Origin of the sequence: Bacillus sp. FSL R7-0646 (assembly GCF_037969865.1) — a bacterium.
Taxonomy (GTDB): Bacteria; Bacillota; Bacilli; order Bacillales; family Bacillaceae; genus Bacillus; species Bacillus licheniformis.
The window spans coordinates 2115140-2139516 of the sequence record NZ_CP150217.1 but is presented as its reverse complement, the minus strand read 5'-3'; the positions used below and the strand labels follow the sequence as shown (position 1 = coordinate 2139516).

The window sequence follows — 24377 nt, the reverse complement described above, 5'->3', positions numbered from 1 at the left end:
GAAAAAGCGGATGTTTGAAAATAAAACGATATTCATTACTGGGGGAACAGGCTCATGGGGTCAGGAACTCATACTTCAGCTGCTAGCCTCAAGCCCTAAAAAGATCATTGTATTTTCCAGAAATGAAGAAAGACAAGTTCAAATGAGAAGGCAGATTGAAGATCCGAGGCTGACGTTTTTCATCGGGGATATTAGAGATCGGAAAGCGCTCAATACAGGATTAAAAGGTGTCGACTATGTCTTCCATTTAGCAGCGCTGAAGCATGTCCCGGTTTGTGAAGAACAGCCGCTTGAAGCATTAAAAACAAATGTCACAGGGACCGAAAACGTCATTGAAGCAGCGATCGAAAACGGCGTTAAAAAAGTCATCAACGTCTCGACTGACAAAGCGGCCGACCCTGCCAACTTCTACGGAATGACGAAAGCGATCGGCGAGAAGCTGATCGTATACGCGAACCATCTGTATTCAGACACGGGTTTTATTTGTGTAAGGGGAGGAAATGTGCTTGGAAGCAGCGGAAGCGTTCTTCAGCTTTTTAAAGACCAGATCAGGGAAAAGAACCAAGTCGCCATCACAGACAAAAGAATGACCCGTTTCTTCCTTACGAAGGAAAAAACGATTCAGCTTTTATTAAAAGCGGCTGAAAGCGGCCAAGGCGGGGAAATTTTCATTATGAATTCGCCGGCCTGCAAAATTTTAGACATGGCTGAGGTGCTGATCGAAGCTTATGGAAACGAAATAACGTCCATCGCAGAAACGGGGGCAAGGCCGGGGGAAAAGCTTCATGAACTGCTGATTTCACCTCATGAACGGCAGCATGCTGTCTCATTTACAGATGACCTCGCGGTGGTGCTTCCTGCAATCAAAATGCCCGAGCTTCATAAAAAGTATGCGGATTGCCAGCCTTTAGAAACAGATAACTTGAGCTCAAAAGACTTTTTAATCTCAAAAGAGGAAGTAAAAGAAATGCTGAAAAAAGGCGGTTTTTTGGATTAGACGGATGGATCGAAGCGTTCACGGGGAATATGCGAACTGATGACAAGCATGGCATGCGTCTGCAGGCGATGCTTTCGTTCGCTCCTCCAAAACAGGACAAGCCGGGCGAAAAATCACCCAGCCAGCCGCTTTGTCAATGTTCAAGTGTTAATCCTTCGATATGTTCTTCGACTTTTTTTGTGCGTTCCATTACTTTTTCCGTGTAAGAGTAATCCCCGTAGCAATAAGGATAGCGGAAATTGTTTGTATCCCCGCCGCAATTGTACAGGTCGGGGTTCTTTTTGACTTGTTCTTCGGAAAATGCCTTTGCCAGCTTCTCAGAGTGCTTTCCGCCGTGTTTTGAGACATAGTCGATATAACCGGCCCCCATATTATAGCTTTGGATAATCGTTTCAATATCGACGCCTTTTTTCTGTCCCTTTTGATACATTACTGTAAAATGGCGCACACCCTGCTTAATGCTTGCTTTTGGATCGTCAATCTCATTTCGCTTCATGCCGAGAGATTCCGACGACTGCATCGGATCACCGCCTCTGCCTTTTGACTCTTGATACATCATGCCCAATAAAAGACCGGTGTATTGTGAAAGACCCTGTTTATCGAGTTCTTCTTCAACAAGAGGCTTGTAATCTTTTAATCTCTCAAGAATATTAGATTCAGTGTCAAGAGGAAGCCATTTTAATTGTTCCAGACCGGAGATGGCAAAGAAAATGATCAATGGAACAAACACAAAAAATGACAAACAGCCAGCTCCGGCTAAACATCCTGATTTCTTTTTCTTCAATGGTTTCACCTCTGTAGCGCCCTGATGCAAAACAGTATACAGTCTCATTTATTATGACATATCTCTACAAGAAGACCAAGCGATATACCATTCTAGCGCGGATCGCGATCAAAGCCGAATGTGACGTCCGGAAGAGAACGGATCCTGAACAAAAAGTATATAAAACCGGCAATCAGCCAGCCGGCTCCAATTATTAGCGCATTTTTGCTGATGCTAAGCAGCAGCCAGCCGCAGAAAGAGGCCCCTAAAAAGGGCATAACCAAATAACGAAGCGTTTTTAAAAAGCCTTTTTCCTGCCTCCGAATGTAGTAATGGCCGATGACAGACAAATGGACAAAAATAAATCCGATCAGCGCGCCGAAACTGATGAATGAATAGATGACCTCTAATTCCCCGATCATGGCCGTCAAAGAAATCAGCCCGATGAACAAAATATTAAATACCGGCGTCTTTAAAGTCGGATGCACGTAGCCGAAAAAGCGTTTCGGAAGAGAGCTGTCACGCCCCATTGCATACAAAAGCCGCGAAGCGCTCGCATGCGAAGAGAGCGAGGATGAAATGACTGCGACCATCGTTCCCGCCAGAAAGAAGGACTTTAAAAAAGCGCCTCCCGTATATAGGGCTATTTCCAGCGATGCCGAATCGGCATGCCGGAAGTTATCATAGGACGGATAGATTTGCTGCATCAAATAAGAAATCGCCGTGAACAGCGTTCCGCCGATCGCTACTGTTAGAAAGATGGCTAACGGAATGTTTTTCTTCGGGTTGACCGTTTCTTCAGACATTGTAGAGATCGCATCAAAACCGAGAAACGAAAAACACAAAATCGTCGCCCCTGACACAATCAGGGAAGGTTCGATATCAGAATGGAAAAACGGATCGGCAGAAATCAGCTCGCCCGTCCCGAGGCCGCCTGCCAGCCCGGCGATCATAAATCCGGCAAAAGTCAGGGCGACGATCACTTGAAAAGCGACGAACAGCCCTGTAATATTTGCCGTTAGTCTGATGCCTAAAACATTGACGACAGTGATGGATAGAGCGAGCAGAACGACCCAAAAACCATGCGGCACTTCTGGAAAAGCCGCCGTTAAATAAGCGCTGCCGATCGCAAAGTTGACCATCGGCAAAAACAAATAGTCCAGCATGATCGTCCAGCCGGCTAAAAATCCCGCATGCGGATGAATGCTTTCATATGCATAAGTATAAACCGATCCCGCTTTAGGGTAAGCTTTGACCATGCTGCCGTAGCTCAAAGCGGTCAAAAGGAGGGCGGCAACAGTGAATACGTATGCCGCCGGAACGTGTCCCTTTGTCAGCTGTGCGACAACTCCGTAGGAATCAAATACGACGAGCGGGTCCATATAAGCAAGGCCGATCACAACGAGCGGGCCGAGTGTAAGGCTTCGTTTAAGCGCAGTTTCGTTTTTCAATGACTTCTAAATCCCCTTATGTAAAAAATACAGAAATTAAGACATATTTTATCTGTTTTTTTGTGCTTGAGCAAGCGTATGAAAACCTCTTTTTTCGCATAAAAATAACAAATGTTGCAAACCCTTTGAAAAAAGGCAAGGAGTATGAAGATATGGATATATTGAGAGGCTATGTTGAAGCCGTCAAAAGAAATATGGAAACGATGAATGCATCTGATTATGATGGAAAAGAAGAGGATTTAAGAAGACAGCAGGAAGAGCTCGAACGCTATGAACAACAGTTAAAAGAGAAAAGCGCTTCGGCCGAAAGCTTTGATCAGGTAGTCAATGCCGCTGTAGATTGCGCGGCCGGCGACATTTCCTATTCACAGCTTGAACAAATGTTTCAACCATAGGCAACTGGCGTCCAGGATCATCGGACGCTTTTTTTCGCTTTCAGAAAATTGCCGGACTCTTCGAATGACAGGTCATTCTGAATCTTTAGAGCATACCGACACATAAAAATATTTGTATACATGAAGAGGATGGTAAAATATAGTTTAAAAGGGGAGGGGCAACTTTGAAAAACCATATTTGCACGACGTGCGGCGTTCAATATAACGCTGCTTCGAAAGAGCCGGCAGAATGCATTATTTGCAATGAAGAAAGACAGTATGTCAGTTTATCAGGGCAAACCTGGACAACACTGGAAGAAATGAAGCAAAGCGGGAGGTTTCAAAACGAGATCACCTTTGTAGAGGAGCGCCTATACAGTTTGACGACAACACCCGAATTCGGCATCGGTCAATCGGCGTACCTGATTCAGGAGCCCGGCTTTAACTTGCTGTGGGATTGTATTACATACCTGGATCAGCGTACGACTGAGAACATCGAGCAGATGGGCGGAATCCAGGCGATTGCTTTATCACATCCGCATTATTATTCTGCACAGGCGGAATGGGCTGAAATGTTTGATGCTCCGATCTATATTCATGAAGATGACAAACAATGGGTGCAGCGGCCGAGCAGCCGGATTGTTTTTTGGTCCGGCGAAACTCTCAAGCTATCAAGCGGGTTGACCTTGCACAGGCTTGGCGGCCATTTTAAAGGGGGAGCGGTCTGCCATTGGGCAAACGGGAACGCAGGCAAGGGAATCCTCCTTTCAGGAGACATTATCCAAGTTGTTCAAGATCGCAGGTGGGTGAGTTTTATGTACAGCTATCCGAATTTGATTCCTCTTCCCGCCGGCAAAGTGCAGCAAATGGCTGATCAAATAAAGGATGTTCCATTCAACAGGCTGTACAACGCTTTTCGCCGCTCAGTTGAAAAAAACGCCGGAGAATGTGTGCAGAGGTCTGCTGCAAGATATGTAGAAGCGCTTCAAGGAACGCTGTTTTCGACTTGATCCGTTAAAACTTTTCAACCGGTATGTTTTGGTATATGATATGGAGGTAAAAGTCGCGCGGAAAAGGTGAAAAGCATGAGTGAGCACAATCAAGAAACAACAGAAAAACAGGTGCGGGCCGAGTTAGATGAAGAAACTTTATTTCTCGTTTCACAGACGTTTAAAGCGCTCTCTGACCCAACGAGAATCAAAATTCTTCACCTGCTCTCACAAGGCGAGCATTCGGTTAATGAAATAGCAGAGAAGCTGAGTCTCCTGCAGTCAACCGTTTCTCACCAGCTCAGGTTTTTAAAAAACCTTCGTCTCGTCAAATCAAGAAGGGCAGGGACTTCCATTTTTTATTCTCCGGAAGACCAGCATGTCCTCGATGTACTTCAGCAGATGATCGATCATACACAACATGACTAAAGTTTAAAAGGCAAACTCAATTTCCCGAGTTTGCCTTTTTAAGCTGAGCGCTTTTCTTCGGTTCTGCCTTTTTTTAAAACAAAAAAAGAGAAACCGACATAATAAACGGCCAGTACAAAAAAACCGATCATCGTCGCCGGGTCCTGCGCAAAAAGGGCGCCGTAAGCTGCCGAACCCCCGTCTGAAACCGCAGTCTGCAGCTGGCCGATCTCGGCGATCCGGTACAGAAACCGGTATAAAAATAAAAAGAGTACGATCAATTCAACCCATAAATGCGTTCTGAAATAAAGGACTCCGCCCCGATTTTCGATCGACACATGCTTCAGCGCATAGACGGTCAAGATGAGTCCGAGCGCGATCCCAATCAGATCATAAAAGTATGATAAAGGGTGAAGTGCGCTCATCGTCAGCAGAAAAACGAAAATTCCCGAAAAAAGGATGATCCGGAACAACATGCGTGCCGGCTTTAAAGGCTGATAACCGACCGACCGTTTGAACTTGATATAGACGATGGACACAATGATGAAAAACTGCAAAAAATAAAATATGATGTTTTTAAAACCTCCTTTTTTAAGGAGTATATGTCCAAACTGTACAAATCGTAACCTGAAAAGTGGTTTTCTAGATAAATGGGTGATGAGATCCTCTTTTTTGTCATGATATCCCAGAATGGTGTGTGCTATGGAATGAAAATAGCAGAAAAAAAGAGGCTGCACAAGATGAATGTGAGGGATCTGCAGTGAAAATTGACCGGCTTTTGGCCATTGTGATTTTATTGATTAATAAACGCCAAGTGCAGGCAAAGGAGCTTGCCGGCATGTTCGAAGTCTCTGTCAGAACGATTTATCGGGATATTGAGGCGATCAACCAGGCGGGCATTCCGATTGTCACCTCACAGGGAGCAGGAGGCGGGATCAGCATCATGGAGCGGTTTCGGCTCGAAAATAAGCTGCTGTCAGCAGACGAACTGGCGGCCATTACGACGGCTTTGGAAAGCGTTTCCTCGACGTACGAAGTGCTCCATCACGGGTCTGCACTTGAAAAAATCCGGTTTCTCGTTTCGGAAGAAGAAATGCCGGAATTCCGCAAGAAAACGGAAAAATGGTTTGTTGACATCTCTTCCTGGGGAGAAAGTCCTGTCATCAAAGAAAAGATCCGCTTGCTGGATGAAGCGTCAGACAGCACGCGGGCGGTCTCCTTTAATTATGTGGACAGAGAGGGGCAGACCGGAAAAAGGAAAGCGGAGCCGCATACCCTCGTCCTAAAGGGAAGGCACTGGTATTTGTATGCTTTCTGCCTGAAGAGACAGGCGTTTCGCTTCTTTAAACTGTTGCGGATGAAAGACGTGCGGATGCTTGAAGAAAAGTTTGAAAGAAAGGAAGTCGATCTGTCTTCACTTCCTTGGGAGACATCGTGGTACAAACCGGACAATATGACCGAGGTGACCCTTCTCATTAAGCCGTCGGGAGAGTCTTTGGCAAGAGAATGGTTCGGCTCAGAAGCTCTCACTTATGAAAACGGACAATGCGTGGCAACCATTTCTTATCCGGAAGATCAATGGCTGTACGGATTTCTGCTCCAATTTGGAACCCATATCGAAGTTCTCGATCCTCCTCGCATCCGTCAAAAAATAAAAGACTTGGCAAAACAAATTGTACATTTATACGAAACCTGACACGATGCTGTCAGGTTTCTTTTTGTATGATGAAGAAAAAGGAGGAATGAAACATGGAACATTATTTTTGCCAAAGCTGCGGCATGCCGATGACAAGCGAACTTTTCGGCACAGAAAAAGACGGGGGGAACAGTCGTGACTACTGCATTTACTGCTATGAAAACGGAGCTTATACTCATCCAGATGCGACATTGAAAGATATGATCGAAATCTGTGTGCCTTATATAAAAGAAGAGGGAAAAACCGAGGCCGAAGCGAGAGCGCTTTTGTCGCGGACACTCCCTTATTTAAAACGATGGGCGGCGGCGCAAACGGAAGGCGGGCAGGGAAGATGAGCTTTTCTCATTTCGAAAAACAGAAGGCAAAGTTATTCAGCGGGGTATCCACCGTAACAAGCAACCAAAATGAAGCAACCGAAAAAGGTAAAATTCCTTCCATGTGGAGTTTATACCGTGAAAGATTTCCGCATAAGGAACGCCAGGACATGAAGAGAGATACGATTGCGCTTTATTCAGATTATGAGTCGGAAGAATATGGGGCGTATACATTTTCAATCGGTACGTTCGCTGATCAGCATGAAAAAGCGGCCAATGTGATTTCGCTCCCTGCATCCGAATATGCCGTTTTTGTTTCAAGGCGGGGGAGGATCGAAGAGGTCGTGTTTGAGACTTGGCAGGAGATTTGGACATGGGCTGAGAAAAATCTCCGTACATATACCGGAGATTATGAAGTTTATGGTGAACAAGCAGTGAATCCCGAAAATGCTCAAGTTGCCATTTATATTGCTGTCGATCGAAAAAAATAAAGCTTGTAAAACTAATGCTGTTAGTTTTAAAATGGAAACTAACGGTATTAGTTTTTTATTTTGATGGAAGAGGTGGAAGTTATGAGGATGACCCGATTTGAATCTGTTTACCAGCTGACTTTTTTTCCGCACATATTTCCTGTCAACTGTTATTTAGCCGATGAAGAAGACGGTCTAACATTAATTGATACAGGGATTCCGATCAGCAAAACCGGGATTTTAAAGGCTGCGGATCACCTCCGCAAGCCGATTAAGCGGATTTTGCTGACCCATGCCCACAGCGACCATGTCGGTTCGCTTGACGCGCTGTACCACAGCCTTCCGGGTGTGAAGGTGTCAATATCTGAACGGGATGCACGTCTGTTAAAAGGCGATACAAAGATGCTGGAAGGGGAGCGCGGAATAATCAAAGGAGGCGTTCCGAAAAACATCAAGACAAATCCTGATATCTTTTTAAAGGAAGGAGACAGAATCGGTTCATTGCTGACTGTTTCATCACCCGGGCATACGCCTGGCAGCATTTCGTTTTTTGATGAAAGAAGCGGCCTTCTCATAGTCGGTGATGCGTACCATACGCGAAGCGGCATGACGGTATCGGGGCATTTAAAGCTTTCATTTCCTTTTCCGGCTTTGGCCACATGGGACAAAGAAATCGCTTTAGAAAGCGCACAAAAGCTGTTAGATTTAAAACCAAAGGCGCTTGCCGCCGGCCACGGCGATCTTGTCCATGATCCGGCTCAAGCGATGAAAAAAGCGGTAAACGAAGCATACATCAAATTAAACAGGAAAGGATGAAGGAATCTTGTCTCCGCGAATCGGTTTGAATAAAGACGCAGTATTGGAAGCTGCTGCAGCTCTGGCTGATGAGGAAGGCATTCATGAAGTGACGCTTGCTTCACTTTCCAAAAGGCTGAATGTCAAATCTCCGTCTCTGTACAATCATATAAAAGGATTGAACGACTTACGGAAGGAACTCGCACTTTACGGCTTGACGATTCTTTATGAAAACATGGCTTCGGCTATCCAGAGAGCCGAAGAGGATCAGGCTGTCAGCCAAATGGCTCATGCCTATCTCGCTTTTGCCAAAAACAGACCGGGGCTTTATGAAGCAACTTTTATTGCAATGCCCGATGAAGATGGACGGCTTGACGAGGCTGGAGACAGAGTCCTCGCCTTGGTGCTTTCCGTTCTGAAAGACTATCATTTAGATGATGAAGCCGCGATTCATGCGGTCAGAGGCTTGAGAAGCATCCTGCATGGATTTGCCGCACTCAGGCAACACGATGCGTTCGGTCTTCCTTATGATGTAGAAGAAAGTCTTGATCTGACAATCCGCGTCTTCTTAAAAGGCATTGCTGTCTATCAGACCGAATAAACAAGAGGATTTTTCTTAATTGTTTACATTTTTTCGAAAATTTAGTATGATTGTCGTATGGCTCTTCCATTTTTTGAGTCATAGGTATGAGAAGGCTTAACCAGCCACTAATTGCCTTGGCCTAACAGCCGAGGATTTTTTTATGTCGGCAAAGAGAGACTTGATATGCAAAAATTGGTTCACACATCGTGTGTTCCATGTTATGCTATCATTGTGAATATATTCACAAAAGGGTGTGCACAATGAAAAAAACTCCAATTTATGTAGAAATATCCATCCAGGCAGAAATGGAGCGGCTATGGCGCTATACCCAAGACCCAACCCTCCATCGGCAATGGGACTTGCGATTTACGGACATTACCTATTTAAAGCGCAGACCGGGTGAACCTCAGAGGTTCTTATACGAAACGAGAATCGGCTTCGGCTTAAAAATCTCCGGCACCGGGGAGTCTGCCGGAAACGTATTTCAAGATACTGGAGACAGAGTCTCGTCACTCAAGTTCGCTACAAACCACCCGCTTTCTGTCATTCGCGAAGGAAGAGGATATTGGAAATACAGCGAGAGCGAAACCGGAATCACGTTTATGACACAATACGATTATGACACCCGTTACGGTAGGCTGGGCCGGCTTGCAGATATGGCATTCAGGCCGCTCCTCGGCTGGGCGACGGCCTGGAGTTTTGATGCACTGAAGATTTGGCTTGAAAAAGGGCTCCATCCAAGGCTGCTTTTTCAAAAAACATTGGTCTATTGGCTCGTTTGTCTGCTGTTTTCTTTCGTCTGGATTTACCAAGGGCTTGTTCCAAAGCTCATCATGGCTCACCCTGGGGAAATCAGCATGCTTTCGGCTTTTACGGGCGGCCGTTTCCATCCCGAAACGCTCCTGAGGCTTATCGGTTTAGCCGAGGTGATGGTCGGCGTGTTATGGCTTTATCCTGTTCGGAAAAGGAAGTGGTTTCTTCTGCATATCGTCCTGCTTGTGCTGCTTTCTGCCTCCGCGGGAATGGCTGATATCGCATCTTTTGCCGAACCTTTTAACCCGGTCGTGCTCAATGCCGCACTTATCATCTTGTCCGTTATCGGCTATGTGAGCGCTTGCGGCATTCCAAACGCGGGAAATACGATCAGAAAGAGGCGTTGATTTGATTTCGATGTATGAACGGGTGATCGAGGATTTTCACCTTCTCCACCCAAAACTCAAGGAGCGGTATCAGCTCACTCAAGAAAACGTGTTCAAAGGAAAAGGAGTGATGACGGAAATTTCCGGCGGTTCATACTGGGTCAGACTGTTGTTCAAAGCGGGAACGGTCTTCCGCTGTTTTTTTCCCGAAAGGGGGAGGAACGTTCCGTTCACGATTGAAAATCACATTCGGCTGACGAAAAATGATACACCGGCAGCCGTTTGGAACAGGACTTTCTTTTTTCAGGATAAACAAAGGCATTTCGATGCTGTCATGATCTATGATAAAAGCCGTGTTGAAATCATCGACTATTTCGGGCATCCGCCAATCTTAATCTCAAGCCTGCGGTTTAAGGCGGAGGCCGACGGCTCATTATCGATTACTTCTGTCAGACAATGGCTGCCTTTATTCAGAAAAAAGCTGCCCCTTCCAAAGTGCTTATACGGTATTTCCAGCGTGAATGAATCGTATGACGAAGAAAAAGGCTGTTTTACAATTGACGTTCATGTGAAAAACCCGCTGTTCGGAACGCTGTTTGCCTACAGAGGAACGTTTAACAGGGAGGAGGAGACGGCATGAAAGCCCGCCGTTTTTTTGTAAGCGTTCTTTGCTACGCGGTTTTTTTCATCGGCAAAGCGCCGGATATCCCGGCGGCAGAGGCGCTTCTTTTATTATCAATGCTGTTTTTTGTTCCGGCTGCGCTCGATCTCATTCAGCATGAAAATGGGATGTTTCGGCTGATCAGCGTCTGTTTTCCTTATGCGGCTTGTTCGGCATCGCTATCACTGCTGTTCCATTCCCCGCTTTTTTCATTGGTTTGGCTATGCTATACGGGGATGATCGCCTTATACGGGGCACTTCGCCTCTGGGAGAGAGAAGGAAGGAGCCTTGAAGAGGCATCGATTGACAGCGGCCTGCTTTACCTTCCTTTTGGAGGGGGGTGGCTTTTTGCTTATACGCTGAATCTCCAGGTCATGGATTTCAGCCCGCTGATTGTGCTGCTGACAGCGGTACATTTTCATTATTCTGCATTTCTCATTCCGATTTTTAATGGAATGCTCGGAAGGAAGCTGAAAAAGAAAGGCCTCCTTTATGCGGCGGTGACATGGCTCATCATGCTGTCTCCGCTGTTCATTGCCATCGGCATATCGTTTTCGAAAACCATTGATGTCATCGCTGTTGCGCTGTATTTGTCGGCCCTATACGGAAGCGGCTTTCTCGCCTCGATTACGGCCTTCAAAAACAGCGCGGCTCGCCGCTTTGTTATCTTTTCGTCTTTTACATTAATGATCACCATTGCTTTTTCACTCATTTACTCTTACGGCGTTTTTCGCGGCCGGACGACTTTTACAATCCAGGAAATGATTTGGATTCACGGGCTTGTCAACGCCTTTGGCGTCATCATTCCAGCGCTGACCGGCTGGCGCCTTGAATCCCCTGGGCCGGGCTGTGAAAGGAGGCAAGGCGAAACGATGAGCAACATTTACGGCACTTGGAAGATCGGAGCCGATTTTTTACACAGACACCGATTACAAACCGATTCGTCTTACCAAGGTCTTGCCGATGATATGAGCGCATTTCAGAGCAAAGGATTTCAGCCTGAGAAGGTTTCTCCTCTTATTCTCGATTTCTATGAGCATACTGCCGATTATTCGTTAACAGCGGAGATCTCCTGGCGTCCATGGTTTAAACCGCTCGCGCACATGTACCAGCTGATTTCAAGAAAGACAGGACAAATTCATTTGGGGACTAAGACCGGACGGCAAACGATGGACGGAGAGATTATCGGTGTTGATTCAGCCAGAGACGGAAGGAAGAATGTGCGCGCCTGGATCAGAACGAACGAGGTAGGCGAGACTGTGTTTGTGGCGCTTTATTCTGCTCATACCCACGATCACATCACATATATGAATATCGCGCTGCCATTGCCGTTTTCCAATATGACAGGCATTTTAAAGCCGAAAGCAGAGGACGGCTGCCTGATTTTGACGAGCAGTGATAAACGATCTGACCGTGGGGATGAAGGCATCTTCCTTTCGACCGGAACAGGAACGTTTAAACTGCCGCTCGCCGAACGCTTTATCATTAAAGAGCAGGGACGAAAGAGGCTCTGCGCCCATCACCGCATGTGGCTGTTCGGCATACGGTTTCTCGACATTCAATATCATATTGAAAAAAAGGATTCTGCCGTGAAAAGGGCGAAAATAGCAAATGAAAGCTAGGCAAAAATCGAATCGAACTGGAGGGTCTTTATGCTAAAAAACGTTTTGCTTGAACAGTTTAAAGCATGCTATAACGAAACGACTTGGTTTGTTTGTTTTCAAACGGCTGCCGCTGATCTCACGGAAAGCCAGGCAAGGCAAAAAGGGGAAGGTTCGGAAAATTCGATTTTAGAAATTGCCAACCATTTGATTTTTTACAACGAGCGCTATTTAAAGCGGTTTAAAGGAATTCCCGTTCCGGCTTTTGATTATACGATCGATGATACGTTTGTAAACAAAAGCGGACTTGGCTGGAAAGAAAGCCGGCAGGAACTGAATACGATCTATGCCGAATGGATCGATGCGCTTTCGGAATGCGAAGAGGAGATGCTGAAACAACCGGCTCAGCACGATCCGCATTCTACCTGGGCGGAGATTTTGTCCTGCCTCATTCTTCATAATGTTTATCATTTGGGGCAAATCGTCCATATGAGAAAGCAGCTGAAAATCTGGGATGCTTCAAAAGGCGTGAATTAACGGAGTTACAAGTAAGATTGCGGCTTAAGGCGGTCACCTCTTCAAGCCGTAATCTTGCCTGAGGTCAAGCTTCGATTTTTGCTTTTAGGTGGTAATAGGCATCTTTCAGCCAGGGATGGACAACTTTCAGTTTATCTTTTTGTTTCCACAAATGCTGAATATAAACAAACGCCCCGTGCTCCAGAGAAATTTCAAGCGCTTCATGAAGCTCCTGGATGTAAGGCGGAGTCCCCGTCTGATCCCATTCTATTTTGTCCGCTGAAAACAGGACAAGGTCGAGCTGGGAAGGATTTTTTTAAGCGTCGTATGGCATTCTATTGCATTTAAAATATCTTCATCCGCCACCTGAAACAGGTCCCGCGCCATCACTTTCGACAGCTTTTGATGGATGATCATCGGGAATATCCGTTCTTCGGGCAGAATATCAATACCGAGCGCTTCAGCAGCCGCAATTCTTTTTTCATTAGGGATGACACCCCTGATGTCGTGCATCATACCGGCTATACCAGCTTTTTGTGCAGGAACATGAAAACGATTTGCCAATCTTTCTGCCGCTTGTTTCACCCTTATCGAATGTTCGGCTGTTTTTTCGTGGTTATGGCGTCTCAAAAATTCAAGGGCATCTGAACATACATCGCCTGTGCAGCGAACTTCCATCTCTATTCCTTCAATATTCATCAGCGATTCTCCTTTTTGGTGTTGTTTCATGATAAACAAAACACATTTGTTATCTGATTTCACCTTATCATAATATTGACAAATCCTGAAATAAACTATTAAAATATTTTGTTAACCGGAAAATAAAAAGAAGGGACTGTCCATTGACTATGTCTGAACTGACAAAACAGCTGATCTATGATATGTATGTTAAACTCCTGCACCTGAACGAACAAAAAGCGGATACAGATCTCAAGGCATTTTTAAAGCAGGCGGCAGAATCTGATGTTAAACGGCTCCCGGGGAATATGACTACCATCCATGTCATCAGCTGTATCGGTCATGATGAACCGATCAACAACACCGGCATCGCAAAAAAAATGAATTTATCAAAAGCAAATATTACAAAAATCAGTTCAAAGCTGTTAAAAGAAGGCCTCATCAAACGGTTTCAATTGACGGACAACAAAAAAGAGATATACTTCAGGCTGACGCCCAGCGGAAAACAAGTGTTTGAGCTTCATGAAAAGCTCCATCAGCAAAAAGCGGATCAGTTTAGCAGATTTCTCGATTCGTTTTCAACAGCAGAACAGGGAGCGATTTTGAAATTCCTTCAAGGGCTGACGTTTATGACAGAAACGGATAAGAAGCATTAATTCAATCTAACAATAATATTATTATGTAAACTTAAAAATCTATGGCTGAGAGAAGAAAATCGATTGACAAGAAATACTTTCCATATTATAGTTAAACCATCAAGTTAGTTATTTGAATAACTAAGAGGTGAACCGAATGGCAAGGCCAAATGTGACATCAAAAGAAACGTTGATTGAGGCGGCTAAGCGCCGCATTGCCGAACATGGCCTGGACAAACTGACGCTAAAGGCGGTCGCTGAAGAAGCAAAGGTCACACAGGGAACTGTTTACTATCATTTTCGGACAAAAGAGCAGCTTGTTTTTGAAGTGGTCCGCGACCTATGCCGCGCGTCGTGGGAGCGATTGAAAGCAAATGAAAAGCCCGCTGCCGAAAGGATAAAAGACGGATTGTCTTCCGCGAAATCAAGAACACTGAAGGATGCGTATTATCATCAGCTTTTTTTAGAATTGGCCGTTTTAGGGTTTCGAAATGAAAAGATAAAAGAACAGCTCGGCGAACTTCTCGAAGAGGAAAATGCGGTGTTGGCAGAACAGCTTTCCGACCTGTGGAAGCGTTCTCCTGTTGACGGGGTTTCTTTCAGCACGTGGGGCATTCTTTTAAACGCACTAATCGACGGTCTTGCACTTCAGTCGCTTATGTCTCCGGGATTTTCCCCTGAAAAAATCTACAGGGAATTAGAAGCTGTGCTGCAGATGCTGACGGAAACCGCTGTTAAACAGCATGGAGGGGAGTAAAAAGGGATGGGTAAGTTGACTGAAAAGCTGGGTTTGGCTCTTGTTTTTTCAATCGTTGTCTGGCTTGGCGCCACCGTATTTTTTATGCTGTTCGGCAGTGCGGTTCTTACAGAACCCGGCCAAGATGGTTTTATGCTCCGCTTTTTGCTTCTTGAAGCCGGAACTTTTGCCCTTTTATATGCCGTGATGCTCGTTTATCGGCGGGTTGACAAAACGAGGTTTGCGGCGGTTAAGCTTGGCATTGTGGGGTCGGCTGTCGGTTTGTTTCTCGACGCTTTTTCTTTATGGAATCATTCGCTGATCTTCCCGGCGCTTTCAGATGGCCAGATGATTGGGTTTGCGGTTTGGATGGTCTTCGCGTATGCCATGTATTTGACGATACCGCTCATCCTTGAAAAAAGAAGGTCTGCAGTTTAAATATTTTTATGTAAGATTCGCCCGCTTATTGCAAAAACGGGCGAACGGTCTTTAGTCTTGCGGCACCGATTGTTCTGCGTTGATGTACCCTGCACCGTAAACATTTGGATCGCGATCTTTCCATAAATCGGTACCGTCCATTAGCAGCTGTTTGACTTCATCAGGTTCTGTGCCCGGGGCTTGCTGAAGGATAAGTGCGGCAATTCCTGCGCAGATCGGCGTAGCCATCGAGGTTCCGGACAATGTCATATATTTTGTGCCGACTCTGTTTGTTTTTTGCAGCTTATCGAGAAAAGATCCGGGTGAACGAAGCGACGTAATATTTGTGCCCGGTACCAGCAAGTCCGGTTTGACTTGACCATAGATTGTCGGCCCTCTGCTTGAATAAGAGGCGACATCGTCATCCTCCCGGCTGACTGTATCCCTGTCATCCAAGGCTCCGACTGTAATAATCTTGCTGCTGACACCCGGGCTGGCAATCGTTTGCGCATCAGGACCGGAGTTGCCGGCTGCCGCACATACAACAATGCCTGCGTCCCATGCTGCATGAACAGCTTTAACGACTGGATCTTCTTCTTCATTCTCGTAGCGCAAGGCTTCTGCACCCAATGACATTGAAATAATGTCGATCGGATCATCAGGATTTTCCTTATTGAATTGAATGCACCAATCTACGCCTTGAATGACGGTTTCGAGCGATCCGGATCCCATTTTGTCCAATACTTTTACACCGACAAGTTCTGCTTCAGGAGCAGGTCCGCGGTACTGACCCGATGAGGCCGCTCCGTTTCCGCAAGCATCACCGGCGCAGTGTGTGCCGTGCCCATTGTCATCATAGGGTTCTGTTCTCTGGTTGATAAAGTCTTGAAAAGCCCTGATCCTGCCTTCAAGATCTTCGTGAGGGTATACGCCCGTATCAATGACAGCGACTGTCACTCCTTTGCCTGTCAGCGTCTGATTGTTTCTGACCACTTCTTTGGCATGGCTTGATTCAACCGCTACGTCGAGGAGCGCTTTTACTTTGCGATTTAAATAAATTTTGCGAATGTCGCCGCACTCAGATAGAAGCGATTGCAAAGAAGAAGGGGTGACTTCAGCGCTGCAGCAGCTAACGTTGGAGAAGCGATGCTTGATTTTGTTTCTTCTTTTGCTGCCGATCATTTCATTGACTAATTGATAGCCTTTATGCTGACAGTCTTTTTCAAATTCAATAATGACTGGTATTTTTTTGTTTTTCATTAATATTTTTTCGAAAAAACCGTGTAAAAAGCAAGGCGTCCATTTAAAAGGTTTATAGAGTTTCAGCACGCTTTCTCTCAGCGGCCGGTCCAGCTTATGGGCGTTGGACCTTACCATTTGAACCATGTAGGAACCGAACATTCTAGCTCCACCTCATCTCTTATAGTTTATTCTTCCTCTTAATCTATGAATGAGAGGCGGTTCCCGTAAAGTTGGCTGTCCTAAAACGGCGGCAAAAAAGGCCTGTTTACTACTCGATTCTATAAAATGCAGCGGAAGTCCAGGGTTTAAACGAATCAAAATACATGATATTCTAGTCATGTCAATATCACCCTTTAGAAAGCGGCCAAAGGAGCTGAGTTCATGGCAACAATCGAAGATTTTTTAAAGCTTGATATTCGGGTTGGAACAGTTTTAAAAGCAGAAGAGTTTCCGGAAGCGAAGGTACCGGCCATTAAGCTTGAAATCGATTTTGGCGGAGAGATTGGCGTCAAGTGTTCGAGCGCTCAAATCACAAAGCGTTATACGCCTGAAAAGCTTGTAGGCCGGCAGGTGACGGCAGTCGTCAATTTTCCGCCGCGGCGGATTGCCGGGTTTAAATCGGAAGTTCTCGTTCTTGGAGGCGTACCGGAAAAAGGCGATGTTATATTGCTGGCCCCTGATCAAGAAGCGCCCAATGGAACGAAGATCAGCTGATACATAAAAGAGAGGCTCCCTCTAAATGAAGGAAGCCTCTCTTTTTTATTTCACCTTGAATTTTTTCGTCAATTCTCGCAGATCTTCCGCCATCTGCTCAAGCGTGGCAGAGGATGTACTGATTTCTTCCATTGAAGCCAGCTGTTCTTCCGCTGATGCAGCAATGTCCTGGATTCCAGCTGTACTTTCCCTTGATACATCGGCGATTTCCTGAACGGCACCGGAGACTTCCTGCGAGCCATTCGACAACTGTTCGACCGCCGCATTGAGCGTTTGCAGCTTGCCTGCGATCTCATTCGTCATGCCGCTGATTTCGTGAAAGCTCGACTCTGTTTTCTCGGTAATTTTAAGTCCGGACTGCACTTCATGGTTGACCGATTGAAACATGCTGAGAGAATGTTCGATTTCTTTGACGATTTCCTGAATCAACGCTTCGATTTCTTTTGCCGAGTCCGCTGACTGCGCGGCAAGCTTTCGAACTTCTTCGGCGACGACGGAAAATCCTCTGCCTGACTCGCCGGCGCGGGCTGCTTCAATCGCGGCGTTCAATGCCAATAGATTCGTTTGATCGGCAATTCCGTTAATGACCCTGAGAATTGATGTGATATCCTTCGATTTGCCTTCGAGGCCTTTGACGACGCTCTCAGCTTGTTTGACAGATTGGTCGATTGAACTCATCTGGCCGACCGTTTTCTGAACGAGTTCTCCTCCGGTTTCGGCGATTTCTGTCGATTTGATCGATGCTTCGGTGATTGATTCCGACACTTCGGTCATTTCGCTCAGATGATCATTCATCTGGCTGAGCTGCTGCGAGCTCGTTTCGACTTTTTCATTCTGGCTTTCAGCCCCGTTAGAGAACTGTTCGATCGCAGATGTAATATGTTCTGTCGCTTGGCTCGTCTGTTCTGCGCTTGCTGTCAGCTGCTCAGAAGAGGAGGCGACATTCTCAACCGATTCCTGAATGGTGCCGATCAGTGTGCGGAGCGATTCCGCCATGTCATTGAAGCTTTTGCCGAGCTGCCCGAATTCGTCATTTGAACGCACTTCGATTTGCTGTGTCAAATCGCCGCTGCTGATGTTCTTTGCAGATAGAACGAGCTGATTCAATGGTTTGCTAATCGCGCGGACAATAAAGAAAATGAGAACTCCGCCAAGCACCAAAGCCCCTGAAAAGACGATGAGAGCCATATAAAGGACGGGCTTTGTTGCGTTTGTTATCTCATCGGAAAACATCGTCCCGGCGATTTTCCAGCCTGTCAGTTTGTTTGTCGTAAAAGCCATTTGCTTGGCTTTTCCTTCAAAAGTATACTTGAATTCGCCTTTTCCTTTGCCGTAAACTTGATCAACCCAGCCGCCTTCACCTTCAGTTCCGGCTTTAATCGTCGGGTGGGCGATATATTTTTTGGACGCACTTGAGATAAAAGCAAAGCCGTCTTTTCCGACTTTGATATCGTTTGTCGCTTTAATCAGCTCGTCGATATTCAAGCTGAGCGCAGCGACGCCCGACCCGTCTTTATTTTGTTTGGCGATGGTAATGACCGTGTTGCCGGTAGCGGCAGATGTGTATGGATCGGTAACGATAATTTCGCCTTTTTTCTCAACCGCTTCTTTAAACCAGGGCCTTTCCGCCGGATTATAGCCGTCAGGCATTTTCGTATAAGGGTGCTGCACGTATACACCGTCTTCAGAGCCTGTGAAAACGGCTTCTACATCTTTGTTTTGCCTGGCGTATTGTTCAAACTTTTGTCTTAACGAAGTCTGGCCTTTTTCCTTGTATGTTTTTTCTTTGATCTCTTCACTGAAATATGTAACAGCATCCGCTTTTTTCTCAATGTTTTGATCGATCATTTCGTTTAATTGATCCACGCTGTTTCTTGCGCTTCTCATGATTTCATCTTCAATCGACCCGCCTGCCGTATAATAGGAAACACCTGAAAGGATTAAAACAGGGAGCGTTAAAATCAATAAAAATGAGACCGCTAATCTTTTTGAAAGAGATGGATGCTTGAACCATTCCAATATTTTTTTCATTAGCCAAAACTCCTTTTTCTAGGTTACGAGAATAATATCGGACAATTTTCACACTTTTGCATTAAATTTAAAAATTTTGGCTTCAAAACAAAATCCTCAACAAAGGCGAAAGTATCTGTATTGACGGAAAATGGGCTGGAGAACTGTTGACAAAGTTTCCCTCCGTTTATATACTTATCGGTAAATACAGTGAAAGGAATAGGTATAGGGGACATGAAGCAGTAATCTTATTTTCCATCGTTTTTTTAATATGAAAAAACGGAAACTTGGAGAATAGGATGAGTATGCCCTTTTATACCTTGCATCATTTTCTGACTTTGCATGTTTTTTGTCGTGCAATGGAATGGGATCGGTTTATACCGCTTTCACGATGCATATTTTGGCATGATATCCTCTCCGGGTTTCCGCGAGAGGTTTTTTGTTGTCAGCCAAAAAAAAACAGAGGTGAACGGTATGACGATTTTAATGAAAATAAGAGGCTTGGAAAAAAGCTTTGGAGAGCAAACGATTTTAAAAAACATTGATTTTGACATTTCCAATCATGAGCGGATTGGTTTGGTCGGATGCAATGGAGCGGGGAAAACAACGCTTGCAAATATATTGAGCGGTCATGCAGAAGCCGACAAAGGCACTGTTCAAACAGACCGGACGCTCAAAATCGGCTATCTGCTCCAGTCGATTGAGTACTCTGTTCATGATTTCAACAGCATATTAACAGGCGACGAGGGCGGGAAATTATATCAGTTGACGAGCAGTCTTGGCTTATCAAAGGTTCAAAGCTGGAATTCCGAACGGCTCAGCCATTTGAGCGGGGGAGAAAAACTGAAGCTTGCACTGGCACACGTCTGGAAGACGATGCCTGATCTTCTCATCTTAGATGAACCGACCAATCACTTGGATTTAAAAGGGATCAGCTGGCTCCTTGAAGAACTGCAACAATATCAAGGGGCTGTATTGATTATTTCTCACGACCGTTATTTTCTGGATCAATCCGTCTCCAAAATACTTGAGCTGGAAGATGGGAATTTGCACACCTATCAAGGAAACTACAGTGCATACCGGCGGGAGAAAAAACGGTTATACGAAGCACGCCTGCACCAATACGAAGTCCAGCAGAAGCAAAAAGAAAGAATCGAGTCACAGATTGCCACTCTTCAAAATTGGTCGCAGAAAGCCCACCGCGACTCAACAAAACAGGGATCACAGTCAGAAAGAAGGCAGCTTGGTTTTAAAGAATACCACCGGGTAAAAGCCAAAAAGCTTGACAACCAAGTCAAATCAAAACTGAAACGCCTTGAACAGGAGCTTGAAAAAAACAAAGCTGAAAAGCCAAAGGAAGCAGCATCTGTCAATTTTCAGTTTTCATCAGGAGAAAAAAGGGGCAAGCGGATTATCGAAGCAAAAGATCTGACAAAAGCGTTTGACGGACGTACTTTATTCAAAGACAGCCATTTTTACGTCAAACACGGCGAGAGAATAGCGCTTATCGGAGACAACGGGTGCGGCAAAACGACCCTTGTCAAAATGATGTTGGATGCCGAACCTCCAACAGCCGGAACGCTATGGAAAAGCCGGTCTGTAAAGGCCGCATATTTAAGCCAGGATGTCAGTGATCTAAGGGTTGACCAAACAGTTGCTGAAGTGCTGAATTTGTCTGACAGAGCCGAAATCGCAAATGCGCGGACGATTTTGGCCAATATGGGGATCAAAGAAAACCGCTTTCATGATGAAATCGGGACGTTCAGTCTCGGGGAGCGGACCCGAATCAAACTGGCAGGCATGATTTTAAAAGATTATGATCTGCTGATTCTGGATGAACCGACCAACCACCTCGATTTGCCAAGCAGGGAGCAGCTTGAGCAGACATTGCTTGAGTTTCAGGGAACGATCATCATTGTGTCGCATGACCTGTACTTCACAGACAAATTGTGTGAGAAGCTCCTTGTATTTGAAAACGGTCGTATCACCCGCGTCGAAACCGGATTAAAAGATTATCGGAACAGACAGAAACAGCCCCATGCAAAAAGCGATGAAGAGGAGCGGCTGCGCATCGAAAATCGGATGACCGCCGTTCTTGGAGAGTTGGCCGGACTCACGCCTCAAGATCCGAAATATCATGAATTGGATCAGGAGTTTTCAGAGCTGGCCAAACGCAAACGGGCGTTTTTAGAAAAAGAATAAATGAACAGAACCATTTGTGTTTTTAACGCAGATGGTTCTTTTTTGTTTGACGTGGTTTAAATTACCACCAATTATAGCTGGCACCCAAGGTAATAATAGGATAAAAATGATGGACTTACTACAGCAATGAAAAAGGGTGATCAACATGTGGAAAACCATTGTTTCCTATTTTCCGGACTGGCTGGTCCTGATGCAGGCTTTTTTTGTCTTTTTTGTCCCGTTTGCCATATCAAAAGTATTTTTGTGGCTTCGCACGGCAGGGGATGAGTGAGTGGCATGAGATGGTGGAAAGCAAAAACGCGAAGAATGATACAGTCGTCCAACAAGCCGGAAAAACCTAAAAATGAAGTGCCGTCTGTGGAGTCAACTGGGTATTTTACCGGCGATTTTGATCACGACTTGAAACTGGCCAAAACGGCTATGGAGAATAACTCAGACGTTCATTTCCGCGAATTCAACTTAGGGCGCACCGGCATCCGCGCGGCGATTGTATTTGTCGAAATGCTTGCGGATCAAGACCTGATTGACAAGCATATTATGAAATCCCTTATGGATGATTTTTCCAAAGGATATAAAGTTGAACTTTCTTCATTAAGCAGCAATGTGACCGACTTAATTAAAAAGCAAATTTTATCAATTAGCGGCGTATCAGAGGTAAACCATGTCAACGAAGTGGTGCCCGAAGTGTTATCCGGTACGGCCATGCTGCTGATCGACGGTTCAGCGGAAGTTTTACTGCTGGGAACTGTTAAAAGAAATACAAGGAACATTGAAGAGCCCGTATCAGAATCTTTGGTAAGAGGCGCGCGCGTCGGCTTTACAGAAACGATCGGCACCAATACAGCCCTTTTGAGGCAGCACGGCAAAAATCAAAACTTGTCTATGGTTCAATTTCAAGTTGGGAAGCGAGCCGTCAAAAATCTTGTCGTCGCTTATATCAAAGACATTGCGGAACCAGGGCTGGTGGAAGAAGTCAAAAAAAGAATCGAAAAGATTGATATAGATGATGTCCTTGAATCAGGTTTTGTCGAACAGCTGATCGAAGACAATTATCTCAGTCCATTTCCGCAGGTGCAAAGCACTGAACGTCTTGACAGGGTGATGAGTGCGTTAATGGAGGGAAGAGTGGCCATTTTATTGGACGGAACACCTTTTGTTTTAATCGTTCCGGTTACATTCAGCATGCTCCTCCAATCGCCCGAGGATTATTATGAACGCTGGCTGCCGAGTTCCCTGATCCGCATCATGCGAATCGGCGCAGCCATGATCTCGCTGCTTGGACCCGCTCTATATATTTCCTTTATTTCGTTTCATCCCGGGCTGATTCCGAGTGAACTTGCGATTTCCATTACCGGAACGAGGGTAGGTGTGCCTTTTCCATCGCTGATTGAAGCGCTCATTATGGAAGTGGCAATTGAAATTTTGCGCGAGGCCGGCCTGCGGCTTCCAAAACCAATCGGTCCCGCGATGGGAATCGTCGGCGGTATCATCATCGGGGAGGCTGCCGTGCAGGCAGGCATCGTCAGCCCGATTATGGTCATCGTCGTTGCCGTCACCGCGATTTCTTCATTTGCGATTCCTCAATACAGCGCCGGCATTTCGCTGCGAATGCTGAGGTTTGTGGCGATGTTTTGCGCTGCTGTATTCGGTTTGTACGGGGTGATTATGTTTTTCCTCATGCTTGCCAGCCACGCGGTGAAGCTGAAAAGCTTTGGCGTTCCATATGCGAGCCCGGCCGTTCCTTATCGTTTGCGCGATTGGAAAGATTTCATCGTTCGCATGCCGATACAGATCATGAAAAAACGGCCGAAGCTGTTAAAAACAGACGATTCGTCACGCCAGTAGCATAGAAAGGAGGGCGATGCTCATGATGGTCAGGCACGAAGAGCGCATCACCACTTTACAAACAGCAGTTCTCATCACCAATTTCCTGCTTGGGACAGGGATCCTGACGCTCCCGCGAACGTCTGTTGACGCAGTGGGGACGCCTGATGTTTGGATTACGCTTGTATTAGCCGGCTTGGTCGCTCTGACGGCCGCAGTCATCATGGTAAAGCTCAACCACCAATATCCTGATAAAAGCTTTTATGAATACAGTCAGGACATCATTGGCAAATGGACCGGCAGCTTGATCAGCCTGTTTTTCGTTTGTTACCTATTGGCCCATTCCGGTTTTCAGGTCCGCTCAACGCTTGAAATCATCCGCTTTTTTTTACTGGAAGGAACCCCCCGCTGGGCAATTGCGATGGTTTTTTTGTGGGTGGGCTTATACTTGATCGTCGGCGGCTTAAGCGCGATCGCCCGCTTGTTTCAAATTGTTTTTCCTATCACAGTCATTCTTTTTTTACTGGTCGCTTTAATGAGTATCGGAATTTTTGATGTGGACAACTTGCGTCCTGTACTGGGAGAGGGAATAGGGCCTGTTTTAAAAGGAATAAAGGTGACCGCATTGTCTTTTTCAGGTATTGAAATCATTTTGATCCTGATGCCTTTCATGAATCAGCCACGCAAGGCCATTCATACGATTATGATCGGAATCGCCATCCCTCTGCTTTTCTATATGATCACCGTCGTTATGGTGATCGGCGCCCTGTCTATAGACGGGGTAGTTTCACGGACCTGGCCGACGATTGATTTGATGAGAAGCTTTGAAATACCTGGTCTGATATTTGAACGGTTTGAGTCTTTGCTGCTGGTCATCTGGATCATGCAGCTGTTCTGTACCTTTGTTATTTCTTTTTATGGTGCGGCATTAGGCCTGGCCCAGCTCTTTAAAACAAATATTCGGCCGATGATGTTTGCTTTGCTTCCGGTCATTTATCTGATTGCAATGATTCCGAAAAATATTAACGCGATGTTTGCATTTGGAGACTTTATTGGAAACAGCGGCGTTTATTTAGGCGGCTTGACTCCGCTCGTGCTGCTGGTGATTTCAAAAATAAGAAGGAGAAAACAGGGAATCAGCTGATGCTTGAAAAAGAAAGGG

Annotated in this window: 26 protein-coding genes and 1 pseudogene; 21 read left to right on the top strand and 6 right to left on the bottom strand. The window is 45.7% G+C overall.

Features of this window, described 5'->3' with window-relative positions:
- Positions 1-10 precede the first annotated feature (10 nt).
- Entirely contained in the window at positions 11-997 is a 987-nt protein-coding gene (locus MKY62_RS10895; RefSeq protein ID WP_003182568.1) for a polysaccharide biosynthesis protein, read from the top strand.
- A gap of 133 nt (positions 998-1130) precedes the next feature.
- Here MKY62_RS10895 and MKY62_RS10890 read toward each other — a convergent pair whose 3' ends face one another.
- Together MKY62_RS10890 and MKY62_RS10885 are read right to left on the bottom strand one after the other, a co-directional pair.
- On the bottom strand, positions 1131-1781 hold the full coding sequence (locus MKY62_RS10890; protein ID WP_009328096.1) for a lysozyme family protein: 651 nt from the start codon (positions 1779-1781) through the stop codon (positions 1131-1133).
- A 92-nt stretch (positions 1782-1873) separates the two neighbouring features.
- On the bottom strand, positions 1874-3211 hold the full coding sequence (locus MKY62_RS10885) for an APC family permease (protein ID WP_003182564.1): 1338 nt from the start codon (positions 3209-3211) through the stop codon (positions 1874-1876).
- A gap of 152 nt (positions 3212-3363) precedes the next feature.
- Here MKY62_RS10885 and MKY62_RS10880 point away from each other — a divergent pair, with 152 nt between their 5' ends.
- From MKY62_RS10880 to czrA, 3 genes are all read left to right on the top strand, one after another.
- Positions 3364-3606 carry a YnfE family protein gene (locus tag MKY62_RS10880; protein ID WP_011198035.1) on the top strand — a complete coding sequence of 81 codons (243 nt, stop codon included), beginning with the start codon at positions 3364-3366 and terminating at the stop codon, positions 3604-3606.
- A gap of 164 nt (positions 3607-3770) precedes the next feature.
- Positions 3771-4595 carry a hypothetical protein gene (locus MKY62_RS10875; protein ID WP_003182559.1) on the top strand — a complete coding sequence of 275 codons (825 nt, stop codon included), beginning with the start codon at positions 3771-3773 and terminating at the stop codon, positions 4593-4595.
- 75 nt (positions 4596-4670) lie between these two features.
- Positions 4671-5003 carry a Zn(II)-responsive metalloregulatory transcriptional repressor CzrA gene (czrA, locus tag MKY62_RS10870; RefSeq protein ID WP_003182557.1) on the top strand — a complete coding sequence of 111 codons (333 nt, stop codon included), beginning with the start codon at positions 4671-4673 and terminating at the stop codon, positions 5001-5003.
- A gap of 38 nt (positions 5004-5041) precedes the next feature.
- On the opposite strand, the gene MKY62_RS10865 is transcribed toward czrA, so the two are convergent.
- The gene (locus tag MKY62_RS10865; RefSeq protein ID WP_003182555.1) at positions 5042-5539 is read right to left on the bottom strand and encodes a hypothetical protein; all 498 of its coding nucleotides are present in this window, start codon (positions 5537-5539) and stop codon (positions 5042-5044) included.
- Positions 5540-5742: 203 nt separating this feature from the next.
- Between MKY62_RS10865 and MKY62_RS10860 the strand changes: the two genes are divergently transcribed.
- The 9 genes from MKY62_RS10860 to MKY62_RS10820 all read left to right on the top strand — a co-directional run bounded on the left by MKY62_RS10860 (position 5743) and on the right by MKY62_RS10820 (position 12778).
- On the top strand, positions 5743-6678 hold the full coding sequence (locus MKY62_RS10860) for a YafY family protein (RefSeq protein WP_003182553.1): 936 nt from the start codon (positions 5743-5745) through the stop codon (positions 6676-6678).
- Between the two features lie 53 nt (positions 6679-6731).
- On the top strand, positions 6732-7013 hold the full coding sequence (locus tag MKY62_RS10855) for a zinc ribbon domain-containing protein (protein WP_003182551.1): 282 nt from the start codon (positions 6732-6734) through the stop codon (positions 7011-7013).
- The gene (locus MKY62_RS10850; RefSeq protein ID WP_003182549.1) at positions 7010-7483 is read left to right on the top strand and encodes a GyrI-like domain-containing protein; all 474 of its coding nucleotides are present in this window, start codon (positions 7010-7012) and stop codon (positions 7481-7483) included. The genes MKY62_RS10855 and MKY62_RS10850 overlap by 4 nt, the downstream gene beginning before the upstream one ends.
- 81 nt (positions 7484-7564) lie before the next feature.
- Positions 7565-8278: an MBL fold metallo-hydrolase gene (locus MKY62_RS10845; RefSeq protein ID WP_003182547.1), complete on the top strand. Its 714-nt coding sequence runs from the start codon at positions 7565-7567 to the stop codon at positions 8276-8278.
- A 7-nt stretch (positions 8279-8285) separates the two neighbouring features.
- On the top strand, positions 8286-8858 hold the full coding sequence (locus MKY62_RS10840; protein WP_003182544.1) for a TetR-like C-terminal domain-containing protein: 573 nt from the start codon (positions 8286-8288) through the stop codon (positions 8856-8858).
- A 242-nt stretch (positions 8859-9100) separates the two neighbouring features.
- A complete protein-coding gene (locus tag MKY62_RS10835) occupies positions 9101-10000 on the top strand; it encodes a DoxX-like family protein (RefSeq protein WP_003182543.1) in 900 nt (299 codons plus the stop codon).
- A gap of 1 nt (position 10001) precedes the next feature.
- Positions 10002-10619: a DUF4166 domain-containing protein gene (locus tag MKY62_RS10830; protein WP_003182541.1), complete on the top strand. Its 618-nt coding sequence runs from the start codon at positions 10002-10004 to the stop codon at positions 10617-10619.
- Positions 10616-12262 (top strand): YndJ family protein, encoded by a 1647-nt coding sequence (locus MKY62_RS10825; protein ID WP_003182539.1) that lies wholly within the window; start codon positions 10616-10618, stop codon positions 12260-12262. Before MKY62_RS10830 ends, MKY62_RS10825 begins: the two co-directional genes overlap by 4 nt.
- Positions 12263-12292: 30 nt before the next feature.
- Positions 12293-12778: a DinB family protein gene (locus MKY62_RS10820; protein WP_003182537.1), complete on the top strand. Its 486-nt coding sequence runs from the start codon at positions 12293-12295 to the stop codon at positions 12776-12778.
- Positions 12779-12842: 64 nt separating this feature from the next.
- On the opposite strand, the pseudogene yqeK reads toward MKY62_RS10820, so the two are convergent.
- Positions 12843-13435, bottom strand: a pseudogene (gene yqeK / locus MKY62_RS10815) (bis(5'-nucleosyl)-tetraphosphatase (symmetrical) YqeK).
- A gap of 170 nt (positions 13436-13605) precedes the next feature.
- On the opposite strand from yqeK, the gene MKY62_RS10810 reads away from it, so the two are divergent.
- From MKY62_RS10810 to MKY62_RS10800, 3 genes are all read left to right on the top strand, one after another.
- Positions 13606-14091 (top strand): MarR family transcriptional regulator, encoded by a 486-nt coding sequence (locus tag MKY62_RS10810; protein ID WP_011198034.1) that lies wholly within the window; start codon positions 13606-13608, stop codon positions 14089-14091.
- Positions 14092-14227: 136 nt separating this feature from the next.
- Positions 14228-14827, top strand: coding sequence for a TetR/AcrR family transcriptional regulator (locus tag MKY62_RS10805; RefSeq protein ID WP_003182530.1), 600 nt, complete (start codon positions 14228-14230; stop codon positions 14825-14827).
- Positions 14828-14833: 6 nt separating this feature from the next.
- Entirely contained in the window at positions 14834-15244 is a 411-nt protein-coding gene (locus MKY62_RS10800) for a DUF5367 family protein (RefSeq protein WP_003182528.1), read from the top strand.
- A gap of 51 nt (positions 15245-15295) precedes the next feature.
- Here the strand turns inward: MKY62_RS10800 and MKY62_RS10795 are convergent, their stop codons facing one another.
- On the bottom strand, positions 15296-16624 hold the full coding sequence (locus tag MKY62_RS10795) for a S8 family peptidase (protein WP_009328107.1): 1329 nt from the start codon (positions 16622-16624) through the stop codon (positions 15296-15298).
- A 222-nt stretch (positions 16625-16846) separates the two neighbouring features.
- Between MKY62_RS10795 and csaA the strand changes: the two genes are divergently transcribed.
- Positions 16847-17179, top strand: a complete 333-nt coding sequence (gene csaA / locus MKY62_RS10790; protein WP_003182526.1) for a chaperone CsaA — start codon at positions 16847-16849, stop codon at positions 17177-17179.
- 45 nt (positions 17180-17224) lie between these two features.
- Here csaA and MKY62_RS10785 read toward each other — a convergent pair whose 3' ends face one another.
- A complete protein-coding gene (locus MKY62_RS10785; protein ID WP_003182524.1) occupies positions 17225-19210 on the bottom strand; it encodes a methyl-accepting chemotaxis protein in 1986 nt (661 codons plus the stop codon).
- A 453-nt stretch (positions 19211-19663) separates the two neighbouring features.
- On the opposite strand from MKY62_RS10785, the gene abc-f reads away from it, so the two are divergent.
- From abc-f to MKY62_RS10765, 4 genes are all read left to right on the top strand, one after another.
- Positions 19664-21391 carry an ABC-F type ribosomal protection protein gene (abc-f, locus tag MKY62_RS10780; RefSeq protein ID WP_009328108.1) on the top strand — a complete coding sequence of 576 codons (1728 nt, stop codon included), beginning with the start codon at positions 19664-19666 and terminating at the stop codon, positions 21389-21391.
- A 145-nt stretch (positions 21392-21536) separates the two neighbouring features.
- Complete coding sequence (locus MKY62_RS10775; protein ID WP_003182518.1) at positions 21537-21662, top strand: hypothetical protein; 126 nt, start codon at positions 21537-21539, stop codon at positions 21660-21662.
- Positions 21663-21667: 5 nt separating this feature from the next.
- Positions 21668-23236, top strand: coding sequence for a spore germination protein (locus tag MKY62_RS10770; RefSeq protein ID WP_003182517.1), 1569 nt, complete (start codon positions 21668-21670; stop codon positions 23234-23236).
- A 22-nt stretch (positions 23237-23258) separates the two neighbouring features.
- A complete protein-coding gene (locus MKY62_RS10765; RefSeq protein ID WP_003182515.1) occupies positions 23259-24359 on the top strand; it encodes a spore germination protein in 1101 nt (366 codons plus the stop codon).
- Positions 24360-24377 lie beyond the last annotated feature (18 nt).